Genomic DNA, 24305 nt, shown 5'->3' on the forward strand with positions numbered 1-24305 from the left:
AACATCGTGCGGTGCAACCAAAGAACTAGCCTGCGATGCGCCGCATCACTGCCTCCAGCGGACCGCGCGCAAACTGCCATGACCACAGCCACGCCGCAGCGGTCGCGAGCATCAGGAACAGCAGTGCCCACAGCAGTACCGAGGCCAACGACGCGCTGCCGTCCAGGAGGCCCAGGCTTTCCAGCGTGCCCATGCCCAGCAGGATGTGGCCGACATACAGGGTCAAGGTCATGCGTCCCGCCGCCGTGAAGGGTTCCAGCCAGTCACCCGGGTGTACCCGCGTGAGCCACAGGCAGGCGGCAATCACACTGCAGGCCGCGCCCGCCCCGGTCAGTACATAGGCAGGACCCGGCGGCATCGGCTGCGTTCCCAGCCATGCCTGCCACGGCGTTCCCTGCGCCAGATGCTGCACACCATGGCCGGCGCCGATCAGCAGCAGGCCCAGCACCAGCAACCCGCGCTGCACCCGCGGCTGCGCCAGTGGCAGGCGCGCCAGCAGCATGCCCAGCAGGAAGAAGCACAGCCATGGCATCAACGGGTGGAAGCCGTTGAAAAACAGATTGCGCGCCGCACCCGGCCACTGCCACAGGCCGGCGTACTCCAGCGTCTGCCAGTTCCAGCCCTCGCTGTAGTCCCAGTGCAGCAGCGCCCAGAACGAAACCACGGCCAACGCCACGATGCTGGCGAGCAGGATACGCGGCGATGCTCGCAGCCACAGCACCGCCAGCGCGAAGTACACCGCGTAGTAGTGCAGGATGTCGGCCGGGAACAGGGTCAGGTTGAGCAGGCCCAGCACCAGCAGGAACGCGGCGCGCCGCCAGGTCTGCACGCTGGCCTGCCACCAGGGCTGCCGCTGCGTTGCCAGCACCAGGCCCAGCCCGGCCAGGGTGACGAACGTCGCCGAGGCCTTGCCTTCCAGCAGATGGAAGAAGCCTGCCAACCAGCTCGTACCCTCCGCAGGCACGGCCATCGCCAGGCGGAAGTTGACCAGCACCATGCCGGCCAATGCGAGGTAACGCGCCAGATCCAGGCCATGCAACCGCCGGTCCACGGCGCTCATGCACGCGCCCCCAGCAGCAGCGCGAGCAGGCCTAGATCCAGCGATGCATCCTCGGCGCCATCGGCTTCGCCCAGCCCCCGACGCAGTGCATCGCTTTCGATGGCATCCAGCAAAACCTGCGCCTGCAGCGCCGGGTCCAGCGCGGGTCGCCGCCGCTCGCGCTGTGCAACACGCTGCAGGGCATCGCCCAGCACCTGCTGCAGCTGCCTGCGGTTGGCCGCAAAGGCCTTGGCCACGGCAGGGTTGCGCGCACTCTCGGCCAGCACTTCGACCGCAAGCGTTGCCCATTCCGGCTGCCGGCACAGTGCATGGAAATCCTGCAGGAAGGCCATCACCTGTGTCCGCTCACCGTCGGCGGCTGCCAGGCGCTGCAGCATCGGAGCCAGCTCTTCGCTCTCGGCCACCGCTACCGCAAGGATGATCGCCTCCTTGCCCGGGAAGTGGTTGTAGAGATTGCCCAGGCTGACCCCGGCCGCCTGCGCGATGTCTCGCATGCTGGTCTGGTGGAACCCCTTGGCGAGGAAGCACTCCAGGGCGGCCTGCAGGATCAGGGTCACGCGCTGCTCATTACGGTCGATTCGGCTCATGCCTCAAATAGTGAACGAACGTTCGTCCATTTTAAAGCTGACAACCTGGCCACCATCGGGCTTCGTTCAGCCAGCCTTGACCTCAACCGCTGTTGAGGCCCGATGCTGCCTGCCCTGCCCAACGCTCGACCCGGAGTTCCTGCATGCCACGGATGATCGCCACCCTGCTCGACAGCCGCGTGCTGTGGTTCCTCGCCCGCCTGCTGTTGGCCGTGGTGTTCCTGTCCTCCGGACTGGCCAAGCTGCTGGCATGGGACAACAGCGTGGCCGAGATGCAGGCGGCCGGGCTGCAACCGCCCTGGCTGTTCAACATCGCCAGTGCGGTGGTGCTGCTCGGCGGCGCGCTGTGCCTGCTGTTCGATCGCCTGCTCTGGCTGGGCAGCGGCGCGCTGGCGGTGTTCATGCTGCTGACCATCGTCATCGTGCATACCTTCTGGAACAAGCACGGCGCCGAACAGCAGCTGGCCCTGTTCTTCGCGCTGGAACACCTGAGCGTGGTCGGTGGCCTGATCTGCGCCGCCATCGCCAGCCATGCGCGGGCTCAGAAGAACTCGTCGAGCAACCGGTAGAACGCCAGCCGGCGCTCGTCGGCCACCGCGCCGTAGCGTTGGAACAACGGCACGACCCAACGCGTGTCGCCGAAGTTGTGGACCAGGCTGCGCGCGGCCAGCGCCAGGTCCTGGTAGCGGTCGGCCACACCCAGCCGGCCACAGTCGATGAAACCACTGAAGCGGCCCTCGGCCACCATCAGATTCGGCAGGCACGCATCGCCATGGCTGACCACCAGGTCTTCATGGTCGGGCCGGGTGCTGCACAGTTCAGCGAAGACCTGCTGCGGACTCTGCCCCAGGCGTTCGTCATCGAAATCATCGGCATCCACCAGGCCCGCTTCAACGCGGGCCTGCGCGGCCTGCACGCGCGACGCCAGTCGCTGGTCGAACGGACAGGCTGCCACGGACAACGCATGCAGCCCGCGTAGCGCGTCGGCCAGCAGTTCCACCAGCTGCTGCGGCGCGAGTTCCGGCGACGAGGCCAGGTCGCGACCGGGCAGCGCGCTCATCAGCAACCAGCGCCGGCCCGCCTCTTCGGCAGTGGCAATCACCGTTGGCGCCGGTTGTCCCTGTGCCTGCAGCCAACGCAGGCGCGCGATCTCATCGCCCAACTCACTGAAGGCGTCGATCACTTCCGACTTCAGGAAGGCATCGGCCTGGCCCGGCCGATGCACGCGGGCAACATCCGCACGCGACACACCGATCGATTGCCGCTCGATGCGCGCATCGGCCAACGCCTCCTGCCACGCCCACGGCAGCAGCATGTCATCAGTGATGGATTTGGGTGCTTCCATGCCGAGGTGTTCCTGTTGCCGGTGACCCCACGGATTCTCGCTCATCCTGCATGGACCGCAGCCAACAACAACGCGGAAAGGTACATGCCCAGGCCGAACACACTGTGCGCCACCAGGCTGCGCAGGCGCGCCTTACCCGGCGCCGGGGTCTTTGAAGCGGCGATGCCCGCGCCCATGCCCGGCTGCAGGATGAGGAACGGTGCGGCGACGCTGAGGATGCCGAAGGCCAGCGCCGGCCACAGAGTCGGCGCCTGCACCCAACCGTTCCCCACCACGGCCAGCAGCAACGCGGCGAAGACCACACCGATCACGTAATGCGCGGTCCAACCCAGCGCGCGCTCGCCACTGACCGCTGCCGAGCGGCCGATACCGTCGTGGCGGAAGCGCCCGCGCGGCAGATGCCCCAGCCAGCGGCCCACCATCGCGAAATCCAGCGAGGGAATGCCGAGCAGCCGCCGCTGCACCAGCGCCCACAGATCCATCACCGCGGTTGCTCCCACACCGACTACCACCGCATCCATCACGAATGTCGCCACGCCAACCATATCAGTTACATTCCATTATTTGCTTGAATGATAGAGCGATGCTAGCGTGGCCGGCATGAACGCTGCAACAGAGCCACCACCCTCCCCGTTGGAGGCCCTGGCCGAGATCGCCCGCACGCTCGGCCACGCCCATCGCCTGGCCCTGCTGGAGCACATCGCCCAGGGCGAGCGCGCAGTTGAGCGCCTGGCCGAACTGACCGGGCTGTCGGTGGCCAATACCTCCCAGCATCTGCAGCAGCTGCGCCGTGCCGGCCTGGTTCAGACCCGACGCGATGGCAAGCGCATCCTCTACCGCAGTGGTGAGGGTCCGTTGGGCAACCTGCTGGCCGCGCTGCGCGACTATGCCGACCACCAGCGCAGCGAGATGCACGGCGTGATCCACGACAGCCTGCAGCGCCGCGATGCACTGGAAGGGATGACCGTCGAGCAGTTGCTGGAACAACGCGGCAGCGTGGTGCTGCTGGATGTGCGGCCGCGCGAGGAATTCGATCTGGGCCACCTGCCCGGCGCGCTGAACATTCCCGTTACGGAACTGCGTGCACGGATGGACGAACTGCCACGTGCCGTCCACATTGTCGCGTACTGCCGCGGTCCCTACTGCGTGCTGTCCAACGATGCGGTGGCGATGCTGCGCGAGGCCGGACTGACCGCGCAGCGGCTCGCCGCCGGTTACCCCGAATGGAAGGCCGCCGGCCTGCAGGTGGACCTGCCCCGGCACTGAGCGAGACACCGGTCATGGATGATGTGTTTGCCGCGTTGATCGATGCGACCTGGCGCGGTGTGTTCTCCGGGCAACGCACGCTGCAGGATGATCCACAGCTGCAGTTGGCGTGCAGCGATGATTTCGATGTGGGCGAGGACGGCATGCTGCTGCAGCCGGTCGAGGGCCCCGCGCGCGCACTGCTGCGCCCTGCTCTGGCCGCTCGCCTGCAACTGCACGCGCAACCGCATTGGACGCTCCCGCAGCTGCAACTGCGCCTGCAGCAGCTGGGCCAGCGCACGCATGGTGCGGATCGTGTCTTCTACTTCCCTGCCGCAGAACTTGCAGCCCTGGCCGAGCGCCCTGCACCGCCACATATCCGCTGTCTTTACCCGGCCGACGCAGCCGTGTTCAACGTGTTCCAGGCCAGCGCCAGCGAAGAGGATCTGGATGCGGCCTGGGTTGAACTGGACCACTGGCAGGTGTTCGGCGCCTTCGATGGCGAGCGGCTGGTTGCCGCCGGAAGCATGTACCCGTGGAGCCTGGATCCGGCCCTGGCCGACATGGGCGTGCTGACCCTTCCCGAGGCCCGCGGCCGCGGGCACGCGCGCCAGCTGGTACACGCCATGGCCGTGTCCGCACGGACGGCCGGGCTGCAGCCGCAGTACCGTTGCCAGCTCGACAACACCGCCTCGATCATTACCGCCGAGCGCAGCGGCCTGCGTGCGTTCGCCGATTGGGACACCATTCTGGCGGCCGACTGAGGCCGCCGCAGTACAACAAGGAAGCAACATGAAATTGATGGTCATCGGCGCCAGCAGGGGCCTCGGTCGAGCGTTCGTGGAAGGCCTGTGCGGCCCGGGTGACACCGTCATCGGTGTCTCGCGCACCCGCCCGCGCGACATCGCCTGCCCCGAAGGCGTCACCCTGCAATGGATCGAAGCAGACCTGTCCAAGCCGACCGTGGCCGCCGACCACATCGCAGCGCAGGCGCCGGCCGATCTGGATGTGCTGATCCACAACCTGGGCATCTGGGAAGAGACCGCCTTCAGCGACGAGTACGCCTTCCTCGACGAGAGCGATGCCGCGCTCACCCAGTTGGTCGACGTCAACATCACCGCCACCCTGGTGCTGCTGCAGCGCCTGCTGCCGCGGGTGCTCAGCGCGCCACGCCCGCAACTGGTACTGACCGGATCAACCTCGGCACTGCCGCGCAGCGGCCGCCCGGAAGTGGCGTTCGGTGCATCCAAGTTCGCGCTCAACGGCATCGCCGATGCGCTGCGCGAGGGCTTCCGCGATCGCCGCCTGGCGGTGACCAGCCTGCAGCTGGGCTACCTCAACACCGACGATGCACTGTCCGTGCCGGTGGCAGAGGCCGCAGCGCGCGGCGACGGTGAGCTGGTGCCGGTGCACGACGTCGTTGCGATGGTGCGCGCGCTTCTGCAGTTGTCACCGTCCGGCTTCGTGCGCGAACTGGTGCTGCCGGCCATCGCCGACCCGCGTTACTGACTACCGCTGCGCAGGCCAGGTTCAATCTGTTCGCGCAACAGATACCCAAGCACGATGGCGGTCAGCACGGTCGCCATCGCCAGAACACACAGTTGGCCACGGACGGCCTCCATGTACGCCTGGGCCAGCACTGTTCTCGAAACCGCGGGCAACGCCTCCACCGCTCCGCCAAGGTCGCCCATGGACAGCCTGTGCACGACGGCGCGGGCGACGGCGCCGGCCTCCATCGCCATACTCCCGCCAATGCGGGATGAGAGCATGATGCCGACAAGCGCGAGGGCAATGGAATCGCCTGCCAGTCGCATTGCGTTGAAGATGCCCGCGGCCATGCCTGCCTGCTCTTTGCCGACCACGCTGACCGCCAGGCCATCCATGATCCCCCAAGGCAGACCGATGCCGATCCCGATGACCAGCATCGGCATCCAGCGCACCGAAGGTAACTGGAACACCTGGGCCAGCCATGCCAGTCCAAGGGCGCCGATCAGCAGGCCAGCACAGCACAGCGTCCGCGCCGGAATCCAGCGCAGCAGATAGCCCGCAACCAGGGGAACAACCAGCAAGGGTGCAGACAGTGCTGCCATCGCCAGTCCGGCTTCGGTGGGCCGAAGCCCTTCAACACCGATGAAGCCCGCCGGCAGCACCACCAGAAGGACGACGTAGGAGAACGCAGGCGCAGCAGCGAGAATCTGCACGCCGACAAAGCGCCGGTTGCGGAACAGCCCGAGATCCAGCAGCGGTGTTCGATGGGAGCGCTCGACGGCAATGAACACGGCCAGCAACACCACCGAGAGCGCCAGCAGTACCAGCGTCTGCGGATGCAGCAGGCCGCGCTCCGGCAGCACGATCATGGCGTAGGTGAGTGACCCCAGCGCCAGCATGAAGGTGACGGCACCCAGCCAATCCAGGCGTGGCGAACCGGCGTTTCTCGATTCGACCGATGACATGGCGACCAGCGGTACAGTCAGGGCGGCCAGCAACGCAGGCAGGAAGAACACCCACTCCCAGCCCAGCGCATCGATCAACCCGCCTGCCAGCAGCGGACCGCCTGCGGCCCCTGCACCAAAGGTGGTGCCGATCAGACTGAACACCTTTGCACGCGCCTGGCCGTCGAACACCTGCGCCAGCGACGCCATCGCGCCGGCAAACGCAGCCGACGCCGCCATCCCCTGAAGCAGTCGCAGGGCATTGATCCACGCCACACCGGGCATCAAGGGGATCAGGCCGGTGACGAGCGCAAACGACGCGCCGCCCAGAATCCATATCCGGCGCCTGCCATGCAGATCGGCCAGCCCACCGGCCACCAGCGTGGTGCAGCCGTAGGTCAGCAGGTAGGCGTTGATGATCCAGGACAATGCCGCAGGGGAACCCCCCAGCGCGTCCCGGATGGCAGGAATGCCCACGGCGGGGCTGGCAATGCTCAAGGGAATGGTGAGCGCCGTCAGACAACCCGCCAGCACCATTCCAAAGCGTGATGATCCGGCCGTCTCAGCAGAGGCAACAGACATGTCGATGAAACTCGGGCGTGGCCAAGTGCCACCGCATTGATGCTATCGACGACGCTATTGCATATGAATCCATCATTCGGTCCATGCTTTAATGACAAAAACGTCATCAATGGCCATGTCATGGACAGCTTTGCCGGTCTCAGCCTCTTCGTTCTGGTCGCCGAGGCACGCAGCTTCGCGTCCGCCGCACGACAGCGTGGCATCACCCCTTCGGCGGCAAGCAAGACCATCGCCCGCCTGGAAGAGCGCCTGGGCGCCCGCCTGCTGAATCGCAATACCCGCAGCGTCAGCCTCACTGCCGAAGGCGAGCAGTTCCTTGAACGCTGCCGTCGCATCATGACCGAGGTCGCCGCAGCGGAGCGCGAGCTGACCGACGCCCATGCCGCGCCCAGCGGTCGCCTGAAGGTCAGTCTTCCACTCGCCAGCGGTCTGATGCTGCCGGTGCTCTCAGCGTTTGCGCACCGCTTCCCCGCCATCGAACTCGACCTCCACTTCAGCGACCGTCTTGCCGATGTCATCGAGGAAGGCTTCGACGCCGTTGTCCGCACCGGCAGTCCCGCCGACTCCAGACTGCACGGCCGCAACCTTGGCAGTACCCGCCTGGTGTGCGTGGGTGCCCCTGCGTACTTCGCCAGGCGCGGTACGCCTCAGCACCCGGATGACCTGAGCGGCCACGCATGCATCCTCCATCGCTTTCCCGGCACCGGCCTGATCGAACGCTGGCCACTGCCCACGCATGAGGGAGGCACGGAGCCGCGGCTGACCGCAGCAATGACCGCCAATCATCTTGAGACGATCCTGCACATGGCCATCGATGGTCATGGCATTGCGTGCCTGCCCGACTTCGCCACGCGGGATGCGTTGGACCACGGTGCGCTCGTGAGCGTTCTGGACAACTGGAACACCGAACAAAGCACCTTCTGGGCGCTCTGGCCAAGCCATCGCCATCAGCAACCGCGAGTGCGCGCGTTTGTCGATTTCATGGCCGATCACCTCCTGCCCGAACCCAGCCAGTGCAATTGAACCTGCGCCCTGCTGCGACTACGCTGCTCGTCACTGGCCGTCGGTCACAGGCGGGAACCTGCTATGGATGCGCTTTCACGGGTCTCGGCCCAGGTTCTGGACAGCGCCCTGCCCAGCCTGCCGCTGTACCTGCTGCAGGCCACGGCGGTGATCGGCATGATCGGCGTGCTGTTGATCACCACCCGCCGCGCCGGGCACGCCATTGAAGGCCGTCGCCTGTATGTCGGCGTGGCGCTGGGCCTGATCTACCTGTTCAATTCCTGGTTCGTGGCCCGTTACACCCAGGGTGTGGTCAAGCTGCACCTCGGCTTCGACATCCTGCTGGTCAGTGGCCTGCTCGGCGGTTGGCGCGGCGGCCTGACCTGCCTGGCCGCCAGCCTGCTGGCCCGCTACCAGTTTGCCGGCACCCAGTATTTCCTGCCGGCCGGCCTCGAGGCCACGCTGCAGATGCTGGCCGGCGTCTGGCTGCGCAGGCGCCTGCACCCGCGCATGCTCAATGAGCTCTCGCTGCGCGTGATCCTGCAGGCCTGGGGCGTGCGTATTGTTGTCACTGCGTTGGGCCTGGCACTGGGCGTCGCAATCATCGGCGCCAATCAGCTGCCCGTGGAGGAGTTGGCAATCCAGCGCCTGCTGGCACTGCCGCTGTCACTGCTGATGCTGGGCGCAGTGTTCGCACTGGTCTACAACGATGCGCAGATCGATGCACAGCGTCAGCGCGAACACGCCTGGCTGCGCATCGATCCGATCAGTGGCCTGCCCAACATGCGTGCGCTTGGCGAACGCCTGCAGCATTGCTGGCGCGACAACGACGGCATCGGCAAGGCCTGCCTGATCGTGGCCGAGATGGGCAACCTGCGCGATCTGCGCCTGCGCTACGGTCCGCTGCAGGACAACGGCCTGTGGCAACGCGACAGCACCGAAGAAGTGCATCGGCTGCTGCCCTCGCTGCCAGCCGGGCAACTGGAGATCTACCAGTTCGGCGATGCCGCGCTGGCGATCCTGGTGCGCGACCTGACCTTGTCCGAACTGCGCACGCAACCGCAGATCACCGAGCTGGCCAGCAACCTGGCCGATCGGGTCGGCCGCGATTGGCCCGGCTTCCGACCGCTGTTCCGCTGTGCCGTGGTCGAACTGAAGCCACCGGCCACCGCAGACGATGGCCACCTGCCCTTCCGGGCAATCACCGTGGCGCTGAGTGCGATCGAATCCGGCGTCGTGTTCTTCGACGATCCGATCCAGCGCGACAGCGAGATCGACGCCCTGATTGAAGTCGCCCTTGATCGCTGGCTGCAGCAGGGCGACGCACCGCTGTGCTACCAGCCCAAGCATCGCCTGCAGGATCGCCAACTGGTCGGCGCCGAAGCACTGCTGCGCATGCGCGACGGCGAGGGCCGGCTGATCGCGCCGATGCGGGTGATTTCGCTGCTGCGCCGGCAGGGGCGGCTGGCTGAACTGGAATGGGCCACGCTGCAGTCGGCCATCCACTTCCTGCAGCAGTGCCGACGCGATGGCACGGAACTTAAAATCGCCGTGAACGTTTCGGCCGAGTCACTGCGCCTGCCCGGCTTCGGCCTGCGCCTGCAGGAACTGCTGGCACTGCACGATGTGCCTGGCATGATGCTGCGCCTGGAGATCGTCGAATGGACCGAGATCGTCGAGCGCGACGTGGTCGATGCCAATATCGCACAGCTGCTGGCGGCGGAGGTCACGCTGTCACTGGATGATTTCGGTGCCGGCTATTCAACCCTGATCCTGCTCTCGCAGCTGGCCATCGCCGAGGTCAAGATCGAGCAGGCACTGATCGCCACGCTGTCCGACGCCAAGTCGCAGTCGATCGTTCGCTTCATCGTCGAGGTCGCGCATCGCTGCGGCGCGATCGTGGTGGCCGAGGGTACCGAAACCCTCGCGCAGGAACAGCAACTGCGCGCACTGGGTGTGGATGTCGGCCAGGGCTATCTGTACTCGGCGGCGCTGCCGGCCGACGAGTTCCGCCGCTTCGCCACCAGCTAGGCCGCGTAGAAACCCAGGAACATCGCCACCGCCGACTCGGCCACGCGTGCACGCTCCTGTTCGTTCAACGGCGCCTGCCCCATCGTCACCTGCGGCCAGAACGCAAAGCTCTTCACCAGGCCGTGCAGCTGGTGGCCGGCGAACTCCGGATCGACTTCGCGCAGCCGACCATCGGCGATTGCCGCACGGATCCACGCGCTTTCGCCACTTTCCTTCTCGCCCATGCGGCAGACGATGGCCTGCGCACGTTCCGGCGAATGGATGATCTCGGCCATCGCCACCCGCGCCAGGTCAATGAAGTTGGCATCACTGAGCAGCTCCAGCTTCTGCCCCAGCAGCTGCATCAGCTGCGCCTGCAGCGGCTGGTCGGCACGGTACGGCAGCGCATCACTGGCCACGCTGCGCTCCCACAGCTCCTCCAGGATCATCGAGAACAGCGCTTCCTTGCTCGGGAAGTGGTTGTAGACGGTGCGCTTGGAGACCCCGGCCACCTCGGCGATGCGGTCCATGCTGGTCGCCTCGTAGCCCGATGCACGGAACTCCTCCACCGCCGCGCGCACGATGGCGTCGCGTTTGCGGTCGGTCAGGCGTTGCGGGGCACGGGACATGGCGGAAACCAGATAGCTGAACGGATTCGCTCATTTTACACCCAGCAGTGTACTTTTGAAAAACACGAAACTACACTGTGCAGTGTACCCGGCGGACGTCACCCATGAAGCGCCTGCCCCTTGTCCTTTTGCTTGGAATCCTCGCCGTGACCGCCTATACCTTCTGCAAGTCCTGGTCCCTCCCCGACTTCCCCGATTCGCCGCAGTACCGCGACGGCAAGTTCCGCAATGCCCTGCCGCGTCCTGCGATGGGCCTGCGCGATGGTGCGGAGATCTGGTGGACGTTCCTGTTCAACAAGCCCAAGGGCACCGTCCCGGCGCACCCCATTCCGGTGCTGCCGCTGGACCGCGCCACCCTGGACGCCGCGCCGGATCGCAGCCTGTTCCGGCTTGGGCATTCCACGATCCTGCTGAAGCTGCATGGCCAGTACTGGCTGACCGACCCGGTGTTCTCCGAGCGCGCCTCGCCGGTGCAGTGGATGGGTCCGGCGCGCTTCCATGCACCGCCGATCAGCATCGACGACCTGCCGCCGATCGCCGGCGTGATCCTCTCGCACAACCACTACGACCACCTGGACCATGCCGCGGTGATGCAGCTGGCCGGCAAGACCGCACGCTTCATTGCCCCGCTCGGTGTGGGCGATCAGTTGATTGCGTGGGGCGTGGACGCCGGCAAGGTGGAACAGTTGGACTGGTGGCAGTCGACCGAAGCCAGTGGCCTGCGCCTGACCGCCACCCCGGGGCAGCATTTCTCCGGCCGCGGGCTGGGCGACAGTGACCGCAGCCTGTGGGCGTCATGGGTGATCCAGGACGACGACTTCCGCATCTTCTTCAGCGGCGACACCGGCTACTTCGATGGCTTCAAGGCCATCGGCGAGAAGTACGGCCCGTTCGACCTGACCATGATCGAAACCGGTGCCTATGATCCGCGTTGGGCGTTCGTGCACATGCAGCCCGAGCAGACCCTGCAGGCGCACCTGGACCTGCGCGGCAAGTGGCTGCTGCCGATCCACAACGGCACCTTCGATCTGGCCTTGCACGCATGGCAGCAGCCGTTCGAACGCATCACCGCCTTGGCCGCCGCGAAGAACGTGCCGGTGGCCACGCCGATGATGGGCGAAGCGCTGGACATGCAGGCGCCGCAGGCGGGTACGCGCTGGTGGGAGACGGTGGAGCTTTAGGGGGGGCGCCGATTCCTGCCGCCGCTACGTCTTTGAGTGAAGCCTGCGCCCTTCCCGGTCCAGATTGAGCTGCAACGCGGCAGCGGCGAGTTCCGTCATTTCCACCGTGACTTTGTCGCTGCCACGCGCTCGCAGCCAACCGAGAATGTCGACGAGGTGCCAGATCGAGGTCGAGCCGTCATGCACCGGGGACGGAAACGACTGCGGGTTGGCCAGCATGAGCTTCCGCATGTTCTGACGCGACATTCCGACCAGGTCTGCTACGTCAGTGAGCCCCACCAGATCGGGGCTCACTTCAACCAGCTCGGCACCGGGCACGGCCCGCTGCACATCGTCCAGCGCCGAACGCAGGGCAGCCCCAGCGTTTTCCGCTTCGCGGCAGAAAGCCAGTGCCAGCCTTCCCGGTAGCCCAAGGCCCACAAGCGCGTCGTCACAGCCGCCTTCGGCCAGGCGCTGCTCGAGGACGCCGATTTCATCACCTGTGTCCGCCAGGCGGTATTTCAGGGTGAAGTTGAATTCCATGATTGCCCCCTTCGCTTCTGACGAAGCCTGATCTCATTGCTCACGACTGCAGTTCTCGACCACACGCCGTAAGGCCCTTGCATGATTGCTGCCGCTACGCGGCGTGCTCCAGATGCTCACGATGCAGAATTCCCCGCATCGGCAATCGGTGTCGTTGTAAGGGCAGTACATCCGGCCCCACGCATGGCCGCCCGCAATGCGGAGCCTCCACCCACGATCCTCCGCGAACTGCAACGCCGCAACGCCGCTTCGATGTCCTTGTCTGGATGACGCGCTCGAGACATTCCCTGTTCTCCATAGTCTGCACACGGTATACGCAGGTTGTCAAATGACAACCACCTAAAAAAGAACCAACCCCGATGTGACCCTAGCCAAACCGCACCACACGTCCAGAGCCACATCCGTCAGCGCTTCCGCGACGGCAGCGCCAGCGCCCGGCGGCGCTGCAGTGCGTCATGTAACCGATTACATCCCTTGCTAGCGTAGCGCTCGCCCGATTCCGGTCGAACCTGCGAGGCTGTCCGTAATGACGTTGCGCGCCGAACGCCCCAAGGTCTCCACGCCGCTTTTCCCGTTGCACCCTGCCGCTGCCCTGCTGTTGGCCGCGCTGGCCCTCAGCGCGCAGGCACAGACACTGCCGCCACGCAGCCAATGGCAGGCCAGCGCCTCCTCGCAGCAGGTACCGGCGATGGCGATCAGCCACCTGATCGACGGCGACCCCAGGACCGTTACCGGCGGTGCCTTCAGTCCGGGCCACTGGTTCCAGATCGATCTGGGCGCACCGACGATGCTGGCGGGCGCACGGCTTACCTGGGATGTCTCCAATCCAGAGGGCTATTCACTGCAGACCTCGCTGGACGGCACGCAGTGGCAGACCGCGTACACCATGGCCGATTCGCTGGGCGACGTGGAAACGCTGTACTTCGCGCCACGCCAGGCGCGCTACCTGCGGTTGGCCAGCCCGCAGCGCACGTCCGACTGGGGCGTGTCGATCTTCGAGATGGAGCCGCTGGACAGCACGCTCAGTGCGCGCGTGGCCGGACTCGATGCCACGCAGTCCGCGGCGCTCTGGCAGGGCGGCAGCGCGGTGGCGATCCCCGCCGGCAAGGGCGGCACCCACACGCTCGACATCGTTCTGCCGCGCGCGCAGTCCAGCACCGGGCTGGCGGTGGACTGGACCAATGTGCACGGCGCTGCGCGCCTGCAGGCACGCGATGCCCAGGGCCGCTGGCACGAACTGGCCACGGATGCGCAGGCGGCAACCCGGCAGCAGAGCTGGCTCGCGGCCAGCGCGCCGCTGGACCTGCAGGCACTGCGGCTGACCGTCGACGGCGATGCCCCCCAGGTGGCACGCATCCGCCTGCTCGGCCCGAAGGCGGTGATGACATCGATGAAGCGTTACCAGATCGCCGCCAGCGGTGCACAGCGCGCGTTGTTCCCCGCCTCGCTGCAGATGCAGCAGACCTACTGGACTGCGGTGGGCGTGCACGCGGGCCGGCAGAAGTCGATCTTCGACGAGTACGGCAACATCGAGGCCTTCAAGGGCGCACCGCTGGTGCAGCCGATCTGGCGCAATGCCGATGGCAGCGCAGCCGGGGCCGCCGGGCAGAAGGTGCAGCACGCGCTGCGCGACGGCTGGAAGCCAATGCCGTCTGCCACGTGGGCACCGCAGCCGGGACTGGAACTACGCAGCGAAGCCTTCGCCATCGAACGCGACGGGCAACCGGTCACCCTGGTCCGCCACCGCCTGCGCAACACCGGCGCCACCGCGATCGACGGCACGCTGACCCTGGCGGTACGACCGATGCAGATGAACCCGCCATGGCAGAACGGCGGGCTGTCGCCGATCCGCGAAGTCGCCGTCGAAGCCAACGCGGTGCGTGTCAACGGCCGCACGCTGCTGCGCTCGCTCACGCCGGTGGATGCTGCCGGCGCCGCGCCGTTCGGCAACGACGGGGCAACGGAAATCACCGCCGGCATCGCAGCCGGGCGTCTACCTGCCGCCCAGCAGGCACGCGATGAGCAAGGACTGGCCGCGGCCGCATTGAGCTACCGGATCCGTCTCGCGCCCGGTGCCAGCGATGCGGTAGTCGTGGCGTTCCCACTCGGCACCGCCGCTGCCGATGCCAACGGCGCGCTGCCGGAGGCCCCCGCACTCGACCTTTCCCGGTTGCCTCGCAACGGCAACGATGCCTTCGACACCCTGGCCAACCAGGCCTCGGCCGATTGGCAGGCACGCCTGGGCCAGGTCGGGCTGCGCCTGCCTGATCCATCGCTGGTGGACATGCTGCGCGCGCAGGCCGCCTACATGCTGATCAACCAGACCGGCCCGGCCATGCAGCCCGGCCCGCGCAACTACAACCGCTCCTTCATCCGCGATGGCATGGCGACCTCGGCGGTACTGCTGCGCATGGGCGAGGCCAAGGTCGCACGCGATTACCTGGCCTGGTACAGCGAACACGGCGTGCACGGCAACGGTCTGGTCTCGCCGATCCTCAACGACGATGGCAGCGTCAACACCGGCTTTGGTTCGGACATCGAATACGACAGCCAGGGCCAGTATGTGGCGCTGGTTGCCGACGTTGCACGCCTGGATGGCGGGCCCGAGTCGGTGCGTGACTACCTGCCGAAAGTGAAAGCGGCGCTGCACTTCCTGCAGGAGCTGCGCGAGCGCACGCTGGTGCCCGGTTACAAGGCCGACCAGCCGGCGCCGGAGCGATTCGCGGGCATTCTTGCGCCGTCGATCAGCCATGAGGGCTATCCTTCGCCCACTCACAGCTACTGGGATGACTACTGGGGCCTGAAGGGCTGGCACGACGGTGCATGGCTGGCCGAATCGCTGGGCGACCACGAGACCGCACGCTGGGCGCGTGAGCAGTACAAGGCGCTGTACGACGCCCTGCATGCGTCGATCCGCGCCACGATGGCGTGGAAAGGCATCGACTTCATTCCTTCCTCCGCAGATCTGGGCGATGGTGACCCCACCGGCGTATCCATCGCGCTGGATCCCACCGGCGCGCAGAGTGTGCTCCCGGCCGAGGCGCTGCGGACCACCTTCGCCCGCTATCTGGACGATGTGCGCAAGCGCAACCAGCCCGGCGCGCTGTACGCCTACACGCCGTACGAGATCCGCAACGTGCTGAGCTATGTGCATCTTGGACAGCCGGACGTGGCTGACGAGCTGTTGCAGGGCCTGCTTCACGACCGGCGCCCGCTTGAATGGCAGGTGCTGGCCGAGGTCGTGCATTCGCGGCTGCGCTTCCCGCGCTACCTGGGCGACATGCCTCACACGTGGATCGGCGCCGAGTACGGTCGCACCCTGTTCGGCATGCTGATGCGCGAGGACGATGACGCGCTGTCGCTGCTGCCGGGCACACCACCGTCGTGGGTTGCTGGGGAAGGGTTGGCGGTGGAGCGCCTGCCGACTGCCTTCGGCACATTGCAGATGCAGGCGGGGCAACGCGACGGCATGCTGACGGTCACGCTTGGCGAAGGGCTGCGCAACGGGACCGCGGTGAAGGTCTGGTGGCCGACGCGCACGATGCCGAAGATGGTGCGTGTGGATGGGCGCAGCGTTTCCGATTTCGATGCTGAGGGCGTGCGCGTTGCGAAACCGTTCCGGACGTTGGAAGCCGTCTGGTAATGCAGCCGAGCATGGCTCGGCTCTACAAAAGCAGTGGTAGCGCCGGGCCATGCCCGGCGTCAGAGCGTCGGTAAACCTGGCGGGTTGGTCTGCGACTGCGGCACGGCTTCCTCGGCCACGTTCCAGCGCTTCAGCGCCTGCGCATAGGTACCGCTGCCGATCTGGGTGTTCAGCGCCTGCGTCACCGCATCAGCCAGGCCGCTGCCCTTGCGCGTGGTCACCGAGATCGCCGCGGCGTTCGGCCAGCCTCCGGGGAACAGGCCCACACGCCGCACCTTGCCATCGCGCGCCGAATAGGCGCCGGTGGCGTTGGGCTCGAACGAGACATCGGCGCGGCCGGTAATCACTGCCAGCCGCCCAACCACGGCGTCATCGAAGTACTGGTACTCCACCGGCTTCAATCCCGCCGCGATGTTCTGCTGGTCCCACTGCCGCAGGATCTGGTCCTGGTTGGTGCTGGCACCCACCACCACCTTCAGCCCGGCGACATCAGCCGGCTTCTCGATCTTCTGGATCGGCCCATCTGTGCGCGTGTAGATGCCCAGCAGGTCGTAACGGTAGCTGGAGAAATCGAATTTCTTCTTGCGCTCCTCGGTGACGGTCACGTTCGACAGCACCGCATCGTACTTGCCCGATTCCAGCCCCAGCGGCCAGTCGGCCCACGCCACCGGCACGATCACCAGCTTCAGGCCCAGCCCATCGGCGATCAGCCGTGCGATGTCCGGCTCGATACCGACCACGTCCTTGCTGTCGGTGCCGTAGTCAGCCAGCGGCAGCTGCCCCGGATGGGTGGCTACGGTGAACGACCCGGGCGTGACGAAGCGGTAGCCGGCGGGAATCAACGCCTGCGCCTTCGGATCGAGCGTGCCCTTCAGGATGGCGGTGTTCGCACCCGCCAGGCTGGTTGCGGCCACGGTGCCGGCATCCGGTGCCTGACGCACGCGCGAATAGACGATGCCGGCGATGCCGATGACCAGCACGCCCACGATCAACAGGGTGCTGCGTGAGGGGCGACGCGGTGCTGCAGGGCTCATGGTGTTCCTTTCGGGATTACAGGGTCTTGGCCAGGAAATCGGCGGTGCGTTGCTGGCGCGGGCGCTCGAACAGGGCCTCGGGCGTGCCCTGCTCGATCACCCGGCCCTGGTCCATCATCACCACGCGGTCGGCCACGCGACGAGCGAAGCTCAGCTCATGGGTGACGATCACCAGCGTGGTGCCGGAGCTTGCCAGCTCCTCGATCACGCTGAGCACTTCGGCCACCAGCTCCGGGTCCAGCGCCGAGGTCGGTTCATCGAACAACAGCACCTTCGGCTGCAGCGCCAGCGCGCGCGCAATCGCGATGCGCTGCTGCTGGCCACCGGAAAGCTGGCGCGGGAAGGCATCGGCCTTGTCGGCCAGACCAACCCGTTCCAGCAGCGTGCGCGCCTGCTGCTCGGCCTGCGCACGCGGCACGCCGCGCACCGCGATCGGCGCCTCGATGATGTTCTCCAGCGCGGTCAGGTGCGGGAACAGGTTGAAGCCCTGGAACACCATGCCCACTTCCGCACGACGGCGGCGGATCTCACGCTCGGGAAGCTCGTACAGGGTGTCGCCATCGCGGCGGTAGCCGATCAGCTGGCCGCCCACGGTCACATAGCCACTGTCGGCGCGTTCCAGATGGTTGATCAGCCGTAGCAGCGTGGACTTGCCGGCGCCGGACGGGCCGATCAGCACCGTCACGCTGCCAGCGCGCAGGTCCAGGTTCACGTCTTCCAGTACAGGCTGGTCGCCGAACACCTTGCCTACGCCATGCAGCGACACCGATGCCCCCTCGCCCGCTTCAACCTGCGCGGCGATGCGCGGGCGATTGACCACGCGCGGTGCGGCATCACTGGATGTCCGCGCCGGTGACGACACCCGCGACACCGAGCGCTCACGCTGCAGCTGGCCGCGCGCAAAGCGCTGCTCCACCCGCCGCTGCAGCAGCGATAGCACGGTCAGGATCACCAGGTACCAGACCGTGGCCACCATCAGCAGCGGCACCACTTCCAGGTTGCGCCGGTAGATCACCTGCACGGTGTAGAACAGCTCCGGCAGCGCCAGCACGTAGACCACCGAGGTGCTCTTGGCCAGGCCAATCACATCGTTGAACGCTGCCGGCAGGATCGAGCGCATCGCCTGCGGCAGGATGATCCGGCGCACCTGGCGGCCACGTGGCAGGCCAAGCGCCGCTGCGGCTTCGTACTGGCCATGGTCGACCGACAGAATGCCGCCACGGATCACCTCGGCCGAGAACGCGGCCTGGTTCAAGGTGAGGCCCAGCACTGCGGCGGTGAACACGCCGATCAGCTGCGTGGTCGGGTACGAGAACAGGCTGATGCCGGTGAACGGCACGCCCAGCTCGATGGTGCTGTACAGGTAGCCCAGGTTGTTCAACAGCAACAACAGCACCAGCAGCGGGATCGAACGGAACAGCCACACATAGCCCCACGACACCGCCGACAGCAGGGGTGAGCCGGAGACGCGGGCCAGCGCCAGCAAGGTGCCCAGCGCGAAGCCAAGACCGGTACCGAGCGCGGTCAGCAGCAGCGTGCGGCCCAGGCCTTCCAGCACCGGGCGTGCAAAGAACCACTCGGCGAATGTGCCCCAACCCCAGCGCGGGTTGCCCAGCACCGATTGCAGCCCGATCAGGATCAGCGCCAACGCCAGAAGGGTTCCGACCACCTGCAGTGGATGCCGGGCCGGCACGATCTTCAACGCCGGTGCTGGCGCCGGGCGTGCGGCAATGCCATCCAGCGCAGTCGAAGGCGTGCTCATGCGTGGGCTCCATGCAACACAGCCTGCGATGGCACAACGACCGGCGCCGATACGCTCAGGTACTTCTCGAACGGCAGATGCGCGATGGTTTCCGGGTCGGCCTGCAGGTCGAACAGCGCGGTGTAGCCGTGGCTGAGGTACAGGCCGACCGCTTCAGGCTGGCGGAAGCCGGTCGTCAGGAATACCCGCCGATACCCCTGCCGCGCCGCCTGGTCTTCCAGTTCCTGCAGCACGCGCCGCGCAATGCCCTGGCGGCGCAGCCCCGGCAGCGTCCAGATGCGCTTGAATTCGGCGGTATCCGGATCGCGGTGCGGCATGAAGGCGCCGCCGGAGATCGCCACACCCTCGCGCAGCAGCAGCACGAACGCCCCTACCGGCGCAGCAAAGGCCTGCGCCGGGTAGCGTTGCAGCTCCTCGCGGGCGCTGCCGCCGATGCGGCGGCGCACGTCGGCGTAACGGCTGTCGTACTCCTGCTCCAGGCCATCGAACAGCGGCCGCGCCAGTGGATCGTCCACCGAGGTGTAGAGGAAGCGTTCGTTGCTGCTCATGCCACGTCCTTCACCAGATAGTCTTCGGCCAGCCGCGCCCACAGGCTGGCGGCGGGTGCGATGGCGGCGTCGTTGAACACATAGCGCGGGCTGTGCAACGGTGCGCTGTCGCCGTTGCCGACGAATACGAAACTCCCGGGCCGCGCCTGCAGCAGGAAGGCGAAGTCTTCGCTGGCCGTGCGCGGCGCGAACTCCGGCACCACCTGTTCCCTGCCGAAGCCCTGTATGGCTACGTTGCGGATATAGGCTGTCTGCTGCGGATGGTTGATCACGCTGGGGAATCCACGCGGGAACTCGATCTCGGCGCGCGCGCCGAACGCGGCGGCGGTCTGCTCGGCGATCTCGGTGACCCGGCGCCGCAGCGTGTCGCGCACCTCCGGCAGGTAGGCGCGCACGGTCAGCTTCAGCTCCACCACGTCTGGAATTACATTGGCGGCCTGCCCGCCGTGGATCGAACCGACGGTGACCACGCCCATCTGCCGTGGATCCACATTGCGCGACACCACGCTCTGCAGCGCGGTGACGATGTGCGCTGCCACCAGAATCGGATCGACACTGCCCTGTGGCTCGGCGCCGTGGCCGCCCTTGCCGATCACCTTCAGCCGCGCCCAGTCCACCGACGCCATTGCCGGGCCATCGACAAAGCCGAAGTGCCCCACCGGCACGCCCGGCCAGTTGTGCAGGCCATAGATCGCATCCACCGGAAAGCGTTCGAACAGGCCGTCGGCGATCATCTTCGAAGCGCCCGAACCGGTTTCCTCGGCCGGCTGGAACACCAGCTGCAGGGTGCCGTCGATACGGCCGTGATGGGCCAGGTAGTGCGCGGCGGACAGCAGGATTGCGGTATGCCCGTCGTGGCCGCAGGCATGCATCAGCCCCTCGTTCTGGCTGGCGTAGGCCAGCCCGGAGTCCTCGTGGATCGGCAGTGCATCGATGTCGGCACGCAGCCCAAGGCGACGGCTGCCCTGCCCGCGCTGCAGCGTACCGACCACGCCGGTACCACCGAGGCCGGTGGTCACCTCATAGCCCCATTGCTGCAGCAGCTCGGCCACTCGGGCGCTGGTGCGGTGCTCCTCGAAGGCCAGCTCCGGGTGCCGGTGCAGGTCATGACGGATCGCAATGGCCGCCTCGGCGCGTGCCGCGATCTCGGGCAATATGCCCGACGTTTGGGAATTCCGCTGGGCATGGCCCGGCGCTACGGCGTTTTCTCCGCTCATCGCCTTATCCCGCCTTCCGCGCCGGTTCGGCGTCGGTCGAATGACGGCTGGCCTTGTACGGCAGGCCCAGGTGCTCGCGCAGGGTCTGCCCTTCCAGCTCGCGCTGGTGGTAGCCGCGCGCCTGCAGGATCGGCAACACCTGGGTCACGAAATCGTCCAGGCCTTCGCGCTGTGCGGCGAAACCGAGGATGAAGCCATCGCTGGCACCGGCATCGAACCAACGGATCAGCTCATCGGCCACATGCTCCGGCGTGCCGATGAAGTTCGGTCGTGGGCTGACCGCTTCCAACGCCACCTGGCGCAGGCTCAGGCCCTTTTCGCGCGCGTCCTGCTTGATGCGGTCGGTGGTGGAACGGAACGAGTTGCTGCCGATGTCACCCAGCTCCGGGAAGGGTGCATCCGGATCGTACTGGCTGAAATCGTGGTGGTCGAAGAAGCGGCCGAGATAGGCCAGCGCATCCTCCAGCGTGGCCAGCGCGGCGATTGCCTGGTACTTGGCCTCGGCCTCCTCGGCAGTGCGGCCGACGATGGGGCCAATGCCCGGGAAGATCTTCACGTCATTGCCGCTGCGGCCGTGCGCGATCGCCGAGTTCTTCACCTTCTGGGTGAACGCGCGGGTCTCCTCCAGCGATGGCGAATGGGTGAACACCGCATCGGCGTACTTGCCGGCCAACGCAATGCCGTCATCAGACGAACCCGCCTGGAAGATCACCGGCTGGCCCTGGGGCGAACGCTGGATGTTGAGCGGCCCCTCCACCTGGAAGAAACGTCCCTTGTGGTCGAGCCGCCGGAACTTATCCGGTGCGAAGAAGGTGCCGCTGTCGCGCTCGCGCACGAAGGCATCGTCATCCCAGGAATCCCACAATCCCTGCACCACCTCCAGATACTCGTCGGCGATCTGGTAGCGCAGCGCGTGCTCCGGGTGTGGCCGGCCATAGTTGCGGCCCGAGCCCTCCAGTGGCGAGGTCACCACGTTCCATCCGGCGCGGCCGCCGCTGAGCAGGTCCAGCGAAGCGAACTGGCGGGCCACGGTGAAGGGATCGCTGTAGGAGGTCGACAGCGTGCCGGCCAGACCAATCTTCTTCGTTGCCGTGGCCAGCGCCGACAGCAGCGAGATCGGCTCGAAACGGTTGAGGAAGTGCGGGATCGACTTCTCGTTGATATACAGGCCGTCGGCCACGAAGCCAAAGGCAATGCCGTTGTCCTCGGCGGTACGCGCAATGTCGATGTAGAACTGCAGATTGACGCTGGCATCGGCCGGATTGGAGGGATGCTTCCAGGCGTGCATGTGGCTGCCGGGGCCCTGCAGCATGATGCCGAACGGAATATGGCGCGGGGTGGTGCTCATGGGAATCGCTCCTGCAGGTCAGGCCACCGCCGCGCGCGGCGCGGGCGACAGCAGTTCAAGGGATGTCAGGCGTGCGTCGAGGTCGGCCACCGGCGCATCGAGGATGAACTCACCCACGCCGAAGCGCCGGTGCAGCGCATCCAGTTCGTCACGCACGTGCTGCGCATCACCGGACAGCACGCTGGGGCGTGTCTCCTCGATGCGGAAGTCGGCCACGCCCACCTGGCGTGCGTACTCGGCAGCCGCCTCTGGACTGGGCAGATTCACCGTTTGGCCGGGGCCGAGGTGCAGCTTGTAGACCCGCAACGCGCCGATGTGCCGGGCAGCGGCCTCGGCAGTTGGTGCGGCGAACGCCACCGTGGCCAGCAGCGGCGGCTGCGTAGAAACGCTGCGGTAGGCATCGAACGCGGCCTCGATATGCTTCGGGTCACCATCGAAGTGCGCGGCGTAGACGAAGCGCCAGCCCAGCTCAGCCGCCTGCTGCGCGCTCTGCGGGCTGGCACCGAGCAGGAAGCGCTCCGGCGCCTGCTGCGGAACCGGCCGCGCCAGTGCCTCGCTTTCGGCGCCGGACAGATAACCTTCCAGGTCGCGCAGTTGCTGGTCGAAGTCGGCGAACGCCGGACGCCCGGCTGCCAGCGCCGCGGTCGAGGCCGGCAGGCCACCAGGGGCCTTGCCCACGCCCAGATCGACACGCCCTGGCGCCAGCGCCGACAGCAGGTTGAAGTTCTCCGCCACCTTGTACGGCGCGTAGTGGCGCAGCATCACCCCGCCACTGCCGATGCGGATGCGCCGGGTCTGCGCCAGCACCCAGGCCGCCAGCACTTCCGGTGCGGGGCTGGCCAGCGTCGGTGCGGCGTGGTGCTCGGCAAACCAGTAGCGGTGGTAGCCCAACTGCTCGGCGCGCTGCGCCAGCTGCAGGCTGTTGCGCAGCGCCTGCTCCGGCGAAGCGCCCTCGGCCACCGGGCTTTTGTCCAACACGCTGATCAGATAGCTCATGGTCGTGTCCTCGCTCAGGGGTGGGCCACGGGAATGCCGAGCAAACCATTCAGCGCGGCCAGAATCGGTTCGGCACCGGAGATGTACTGGCGGTCCTGGTGTGCGCCACTGGCCAGTTCGCTACGCACGCCCTGCGGCAGCACCAGCTTCGGCAGCGACTGGTCCTGCTCGCCAATTTCGGCGATCACCTCACGGCGCGGTCGCGCGAAGCCGATGCGGCGCACGTCGAGCTGCGCGTCCAGGCCGTCGATGCTCGACAGCGCCCCTTCCAGCAGCAGGCTGTGCCGGCAGAAGAAGCGCTGGCCGGGAATCTGGCCGTCCTCGAACTCACGATCGAGCAGGAACAGGATGGGTTTGCTTGCTGCGTCGAAAGTCACAGGGGTCGTCCTCATCGGGGCCGGCAATACGATGCCGCTTCGATATCGATGCTAGAGATGCCGGCAGCCGCAGCAGCGACGGCTGGCGACAATCGGCGGTCAGATCCGGCCATGCAGATGCGCCGTAGCCATAAGCAAAGCGCCGCCGGTTATGGCGTCAGGCAATACGTCGCAGCGGCGCCGCTACCGCCAGTGCCTGCGTGGCCAGATGCCCCGCTGCACGCTCGGTCGCCAGTTCGATGCGCGCCTGCAAGGCCACACTGCTGATGTGCTCGCCCTCAAAGTCGGCCGGTGTGGCATACGCCCCGATCGGCAGCGTGTGCGCCTGCAGGAAACTGAACAACGGCCGCAGCTGGTGGTCGATCACCAGTGCATGCCGCTCGCTGCCGCCGGTGGCTGCCAGCAGCACCGGCGTATCCACCAGTGCCTCCAGCTCGATGAAGTCGACCAGGTGTTTGAACAGCCCGGGATACGAGCCGCGATACACCGGCGCGGCCACCACCAGCAGCTCCGCCCCCTCGATGGTCTGCAATGCCTGCTCCACTGCCGGCTCCACTTCACCCCGCGCCAGTGACTGGCCCAGCGAACGCGCGATCGGCGCCAGCTCCACCAGCTCCACGCTGGCATGCACGCGCTGCTGCAGCGACGCCAGCAGATGCCGCACCAGCAGCAACGTGCGCGATGTCGCCGAGCTGGTCGGCGACCCCACCAATGCAACCACCTTCAATGCAGAAGACATGAACTGCTCCTCGATGATGCCGGACTAGGTCCGGCCGCCTTTGGCG

23 protein-coding genes are annotated in these 24305 nt (G+C 66.8%); 8 read left to right on the top strand and 15 right to left on the bottom strand.

Translation table 11 applies throughout. The features are described from left to right. Positions 1–25: 25 nt before the first annotated feature. Both ACJ7C5_RS12550 and ACJ7C5_RS12555 read right to left on the bottom strand, forming a co-directional pair. On the bottom strand, positions 26–1060 hold the full coding sequence (locus tag ACJ7C5_RS12550; RefSeq protein ID WP_412704084.1) for a DUF418 domain-containing protein: 1035 nt from the start codon (positions 1058–1060) through the stop codon (positions 26–28). Beyond that, positions 1057–1647, bottom strand: a complete 591-nt coding sequence (locus tag ACJ7C5_RS12555) for a TetR/AcrR family transcriptional regulator (RefSeq protein ID WP_412704085.1) — start codon at positions 1645–1647, stop codon at positions 1057–1059. Before ACJ7C5_RS12555 ends, ACJ7C5_RS12550 begins: the two co-directional genes overlap by 4 nt. Before the next feature lie 143 nt (positions 1648–1790). Between ACJ7C5_RS12555 and ACJ7C5_RS12560 the strand changes: the two genes are divergently transcribed. Then, a complete protein-coding gene (locus tag ACJ7C5_RS12560) occupies positions 1791–2216 on the top strand; it encodes a DoxX family protein (RefSeq protein ID WP_412704086.1) in 426 nt (141 codons plus the stop codon). Here ACJ7C5_RS12560 and ACJ7C5_RS12565 read toward each other — a convergent pair. Further along, positions 2189–2962 (bottom strand): APH(3')-II family aminoglycoside O-phosphotransferase, encoded by a 774-nt coding sequence (locus tag ACJ7C5_RS12565; protein WP_412704140.1) that lies wholly within the window; start codon positions 2960–2962, stop codon positions 2189–2191. The genes ACJ7C5_RS12560 and ACJ7C5_RS12565 overlap by 28 nt on opposite strands. A gap of 71 nt (positions 2963–3033) precedes the next feature. After that, entirely contained in the window at positions 3034–3528 is a 495-nt protein-coding gene (locus tag ACJ7C5_RS12570) for a DUF2938 domain-containing protein (RefSeq protein ID WP_412704087.1), read from the bottom strand. A 64-nt stretch (positions 3529–3592) separates the two neighbouring features. On the opposite strand from ACJ7C5_RS12570, the gene ACJ7C5_RS12575 reads away from it, so the two are divergent. From ACJ7C5_RS12575 to ACJ7C5_RS12585, 3 genes are read left to right on the top strand one after another with little or no spacing between them, the layout of a single operon-like run. Further along, positions 3593–4258: an ArsR/SmtB family transcription factor gene (locus ACJ7C5_RS12575; protein WP_088025760.1), complete on the top strand. Its 666-nt coding sequence runs from the start codon at positions 3593–3595 to the stop codon at positions 4256–4258. 14 nt (positions 4259–4272) lie between these two features. Further along, complete coding sequence (locus ACJ7C5_RS12580) at positions 4273–5001, top strand: GNAT family N-acetyltransferase (protein WP_412704088.1); 729 nt, start codon at positions 4273–4275, stop codon at positions 4999–5001. A 28-nt stretch (positions 5002–5029) separates the two neighbouring features. Then, the gene (locus ACJ7C5_RS12585) at positions 5030–5746 is read left to right on the top strand and encodes an SDR family NAD(P)-dependent oxidoreductase (RefSeq protein WP_088025758.1); all 717 of its coding nucleotides are present in this window, start codon (positions 5030–5032) and stop codon (positions 5744–5746) included. Here ACJ7C5_RS12585 and ACJ7C5_RS12590 read toward each other — a convergent pair. Beyond that, positions 5740–7251, bottom strand: coding sequence for an MFS transporter (locus ACJ7C5_RS12590; RefSeq protein ID WP_412704089.1), 1512 nt, complete (start codon positions 7249–7251; stop codon positions 5740–5742). The two genes, ACJ7C5_RS12585 and ACJ7C5_RS12590, sit on opposite strands and share 7 nt — an antisense overlap. Positions 7252–7314: 63 nt before the next feature. On the opposite strand from ACJ7C5_RS12590, the gene ACJ7C5_RS12595 reads away from it, so the two are divergent. Together ACJ7C5_RS12595 and ACJ7C5_RS12600 are read left to right on the top strand one after the other, a co-directional pair. Continuing rightward, on the top strand, positions 7315–8274 hold the full coding sequence (locus ACJ7C5_RS12595) for a LysR family transcriptional regulator (protein ID WP_412704090.1): 960 nt from the start codon (positions 7315–7317) through the stop codon (positions 8272–8274). A 63-nt stretch (positions 8275–8337) separates the two neighbouring features. Next, positions 8338–10284 (top strand): EAL domain-containing protein, encoded by a 1947-nt coding sequence (locus ACJ7C5_RS12600; RefSeq protein ID WP_412704091.1) that lies wholly within the window; start codon positions 8338–8340, stop codon positions 10282–10284. Here ACJ7C5_RS12600 and ACJ7C5_RS12605 read toward each other — a convergent pair. Further along, entirely contained in the window at positions 10281–10892 is a 612-nt protein-coding gene (locus ACJ7C5_RS12605) for a TetR/AcrR family transcriptional regulator (protein ID WP_412704092.1), read from the bottom strand. The two genes, ACJ7C5_RS12600 and ACJ7C5_RS12605, sit on opposite strands and share 4 nt — an antisense overlap. A 146-nt stretch (positions 10893–11038) precedes the next feature. On the opposite strand from ACJ7C5_RS12605, the gene ACJ7C5_RS12610 reads away from it, so the two are divergent. After that, positions 11039–12073, top strand: coding sequence for an MBL fold metallo-hydrolase (locus tag ACJ7C5_RS12610; protein ID WP_412704093.1), 1035 nt, complete (start codon positions 11039–11041; stop codon positions 12071–12073). 24 nt (positions 12074–12097) lie between these two features. On the opposite strand, the gene ACJ7C5_RS12615 is transcribed toward ACJ7C5_RS12610, so the two are convergent. Then, a complete protein-coding gene (locus tag ACJ7C5_RS12615; RefSeq protein WP_412704094.1) occupies positions 12098–12595 on the bottom strand; it encodes a helix-turn-helix transcriptional regulator in 498 nt (165 codons plus the stop codon). 526 nt (positions 12596–13121) lie between these two features. On the opposite strand from ACJ7C5_RS12615, the gene ACJ7C5_RS12620 reads away from it, so the two are divergent. Continuing rightward, positions 13122–16238 carry a discoidin domain-containing protein gene (locus tag ACJ7C5_RS12620; RefSeq protein WP_412704095.1) on the top strand — a complete coding sequence of 1039 codons (3117 nt, stop codon included), beginning with the start codon at positions 13122–13124 and terminating at the stop codon, positions 16236–16238. A gap of 59 nt (positions 16239–16297) precedes the next feature. Here the strand turns inward: ACJ7C5_RS12620 and ACJ7C5_RS12625 are convergent, their stop codons facing one another. The 8 genes from ACJ7C5_RS12625 to msuE all read right to left on the bottom strand — a co-directional run bounded on the left by ACJ7C5_RS12625 (position 16298) and on the right by msuE (position 24259). Then, positions 16298–17272, bottom strand: coding sequence for an ABC transporter substrate-binding protein (locus tag ACJ7C5_RS12625; RefSeq protein WP_412704096.1), 975 nt, complete (start codon positions 17270–17272; stop codon positions 16298–16300). 16 nt (positions 17273–17288) lie between these two features. Next, positions 17289–19034 (bottom strand): amino acid ABC transporter permease/ATP-binding protein, encoded by a 1746-nt coding sequence (locus tag ACJ7C5_RS21090; protein ID WP_485873429.1) that lies wholly within the window; start codon positions 19032–19034, stop codon positions 17289–17291. Next, positions 19031–19582: a GNAT family N-acetyltransferase gene (locus ACJ7C5_RS12640; RefSeq protein WP_197588605.1), complete on the bottom strand. Its 552-nt coding sequence runs from the start codon at positions 19580–19582 to the stop codon at positions 19031–19033. Before ACJ7C5_RS12640 ends, ACJ7C5_RS21090 begins: the two co-directional genes overlap by 4 nt. Continuing rightward, a complete protein-coding gene (locus ACJ7C5_RS12645) occupies positions 19579–20736 on the bottom strand; it encodes a M20 aminoacylase family protein (protein ID WP_412704097.1) in 1158 nt (385 codons plus the stop codon). Before ACJ7C5_RS12645 ends, ACJ7C5_RS12640 begins: the two co-directional genes overlap by 4 nt. A gap of 67 nt (positions 20737–20803) precedes the next feature. Continuing rightward, a complete protein-coding gene (locus ACJ7C5_RS12650) occupies positions 20804–22147 on the bottom strand; it encodes an LLM class flavin-dependent oxidoreductase (protein ID WP_412704098.1) in 1344 nt (447 codons plus the stop codon). An 18-nt stretch (positions 22148–22165) separates the two neighbouring features. Beyond that, on the bottom strand, positions 22166–23143 hold the full coding sequence (locus tag ACJ7C5_RS12655; RefSeq protein WP_097047942.1) for an MsnO8 family LLM class oxidoreductase: 978 nt from the start codon (positions 23141–23143) through the stop codon (positions 22166–22168). Positions 23144–23157: 14 nt separating this feature from the next. Next, positions 23158–23520 carry a DUF3088 family protein gene (locus ACJ7C5_RS12660; RefSeq protein ID WP_012510830.1) on the bottom strand — a complete coding sequence of 121 codons (363 nt, stop codon included), beginning with the start codon at positions 23518–23520 and terminating at the stop codon, positions 23158–23160. 157 nt (positions 23521–23677) lie between these two features. Then, positions 23678–24259 (bottom strand): FMN reductase, encoded by a 582-nt coding sequence (gene msuE, locus ACJ7C5_RS12665; RefSeq protein WP_412704099.1) that lies wholly within the window; start codon positions 24257–24259, stop codon positions 23678–23680. Positions 24260–24305: the final 46 nt, after the last annotated feature.

Source organism: Nocardiopsis yanglingensis (assembly GCF_045809185.1).
Lineage (GTDB): Bacteria > Pseudomonadota > Gammaproteobacteria > Xanthomonadales > Xanthomonadaceae > Stenotrophomonas > Stenotrophomonas yanglingensis.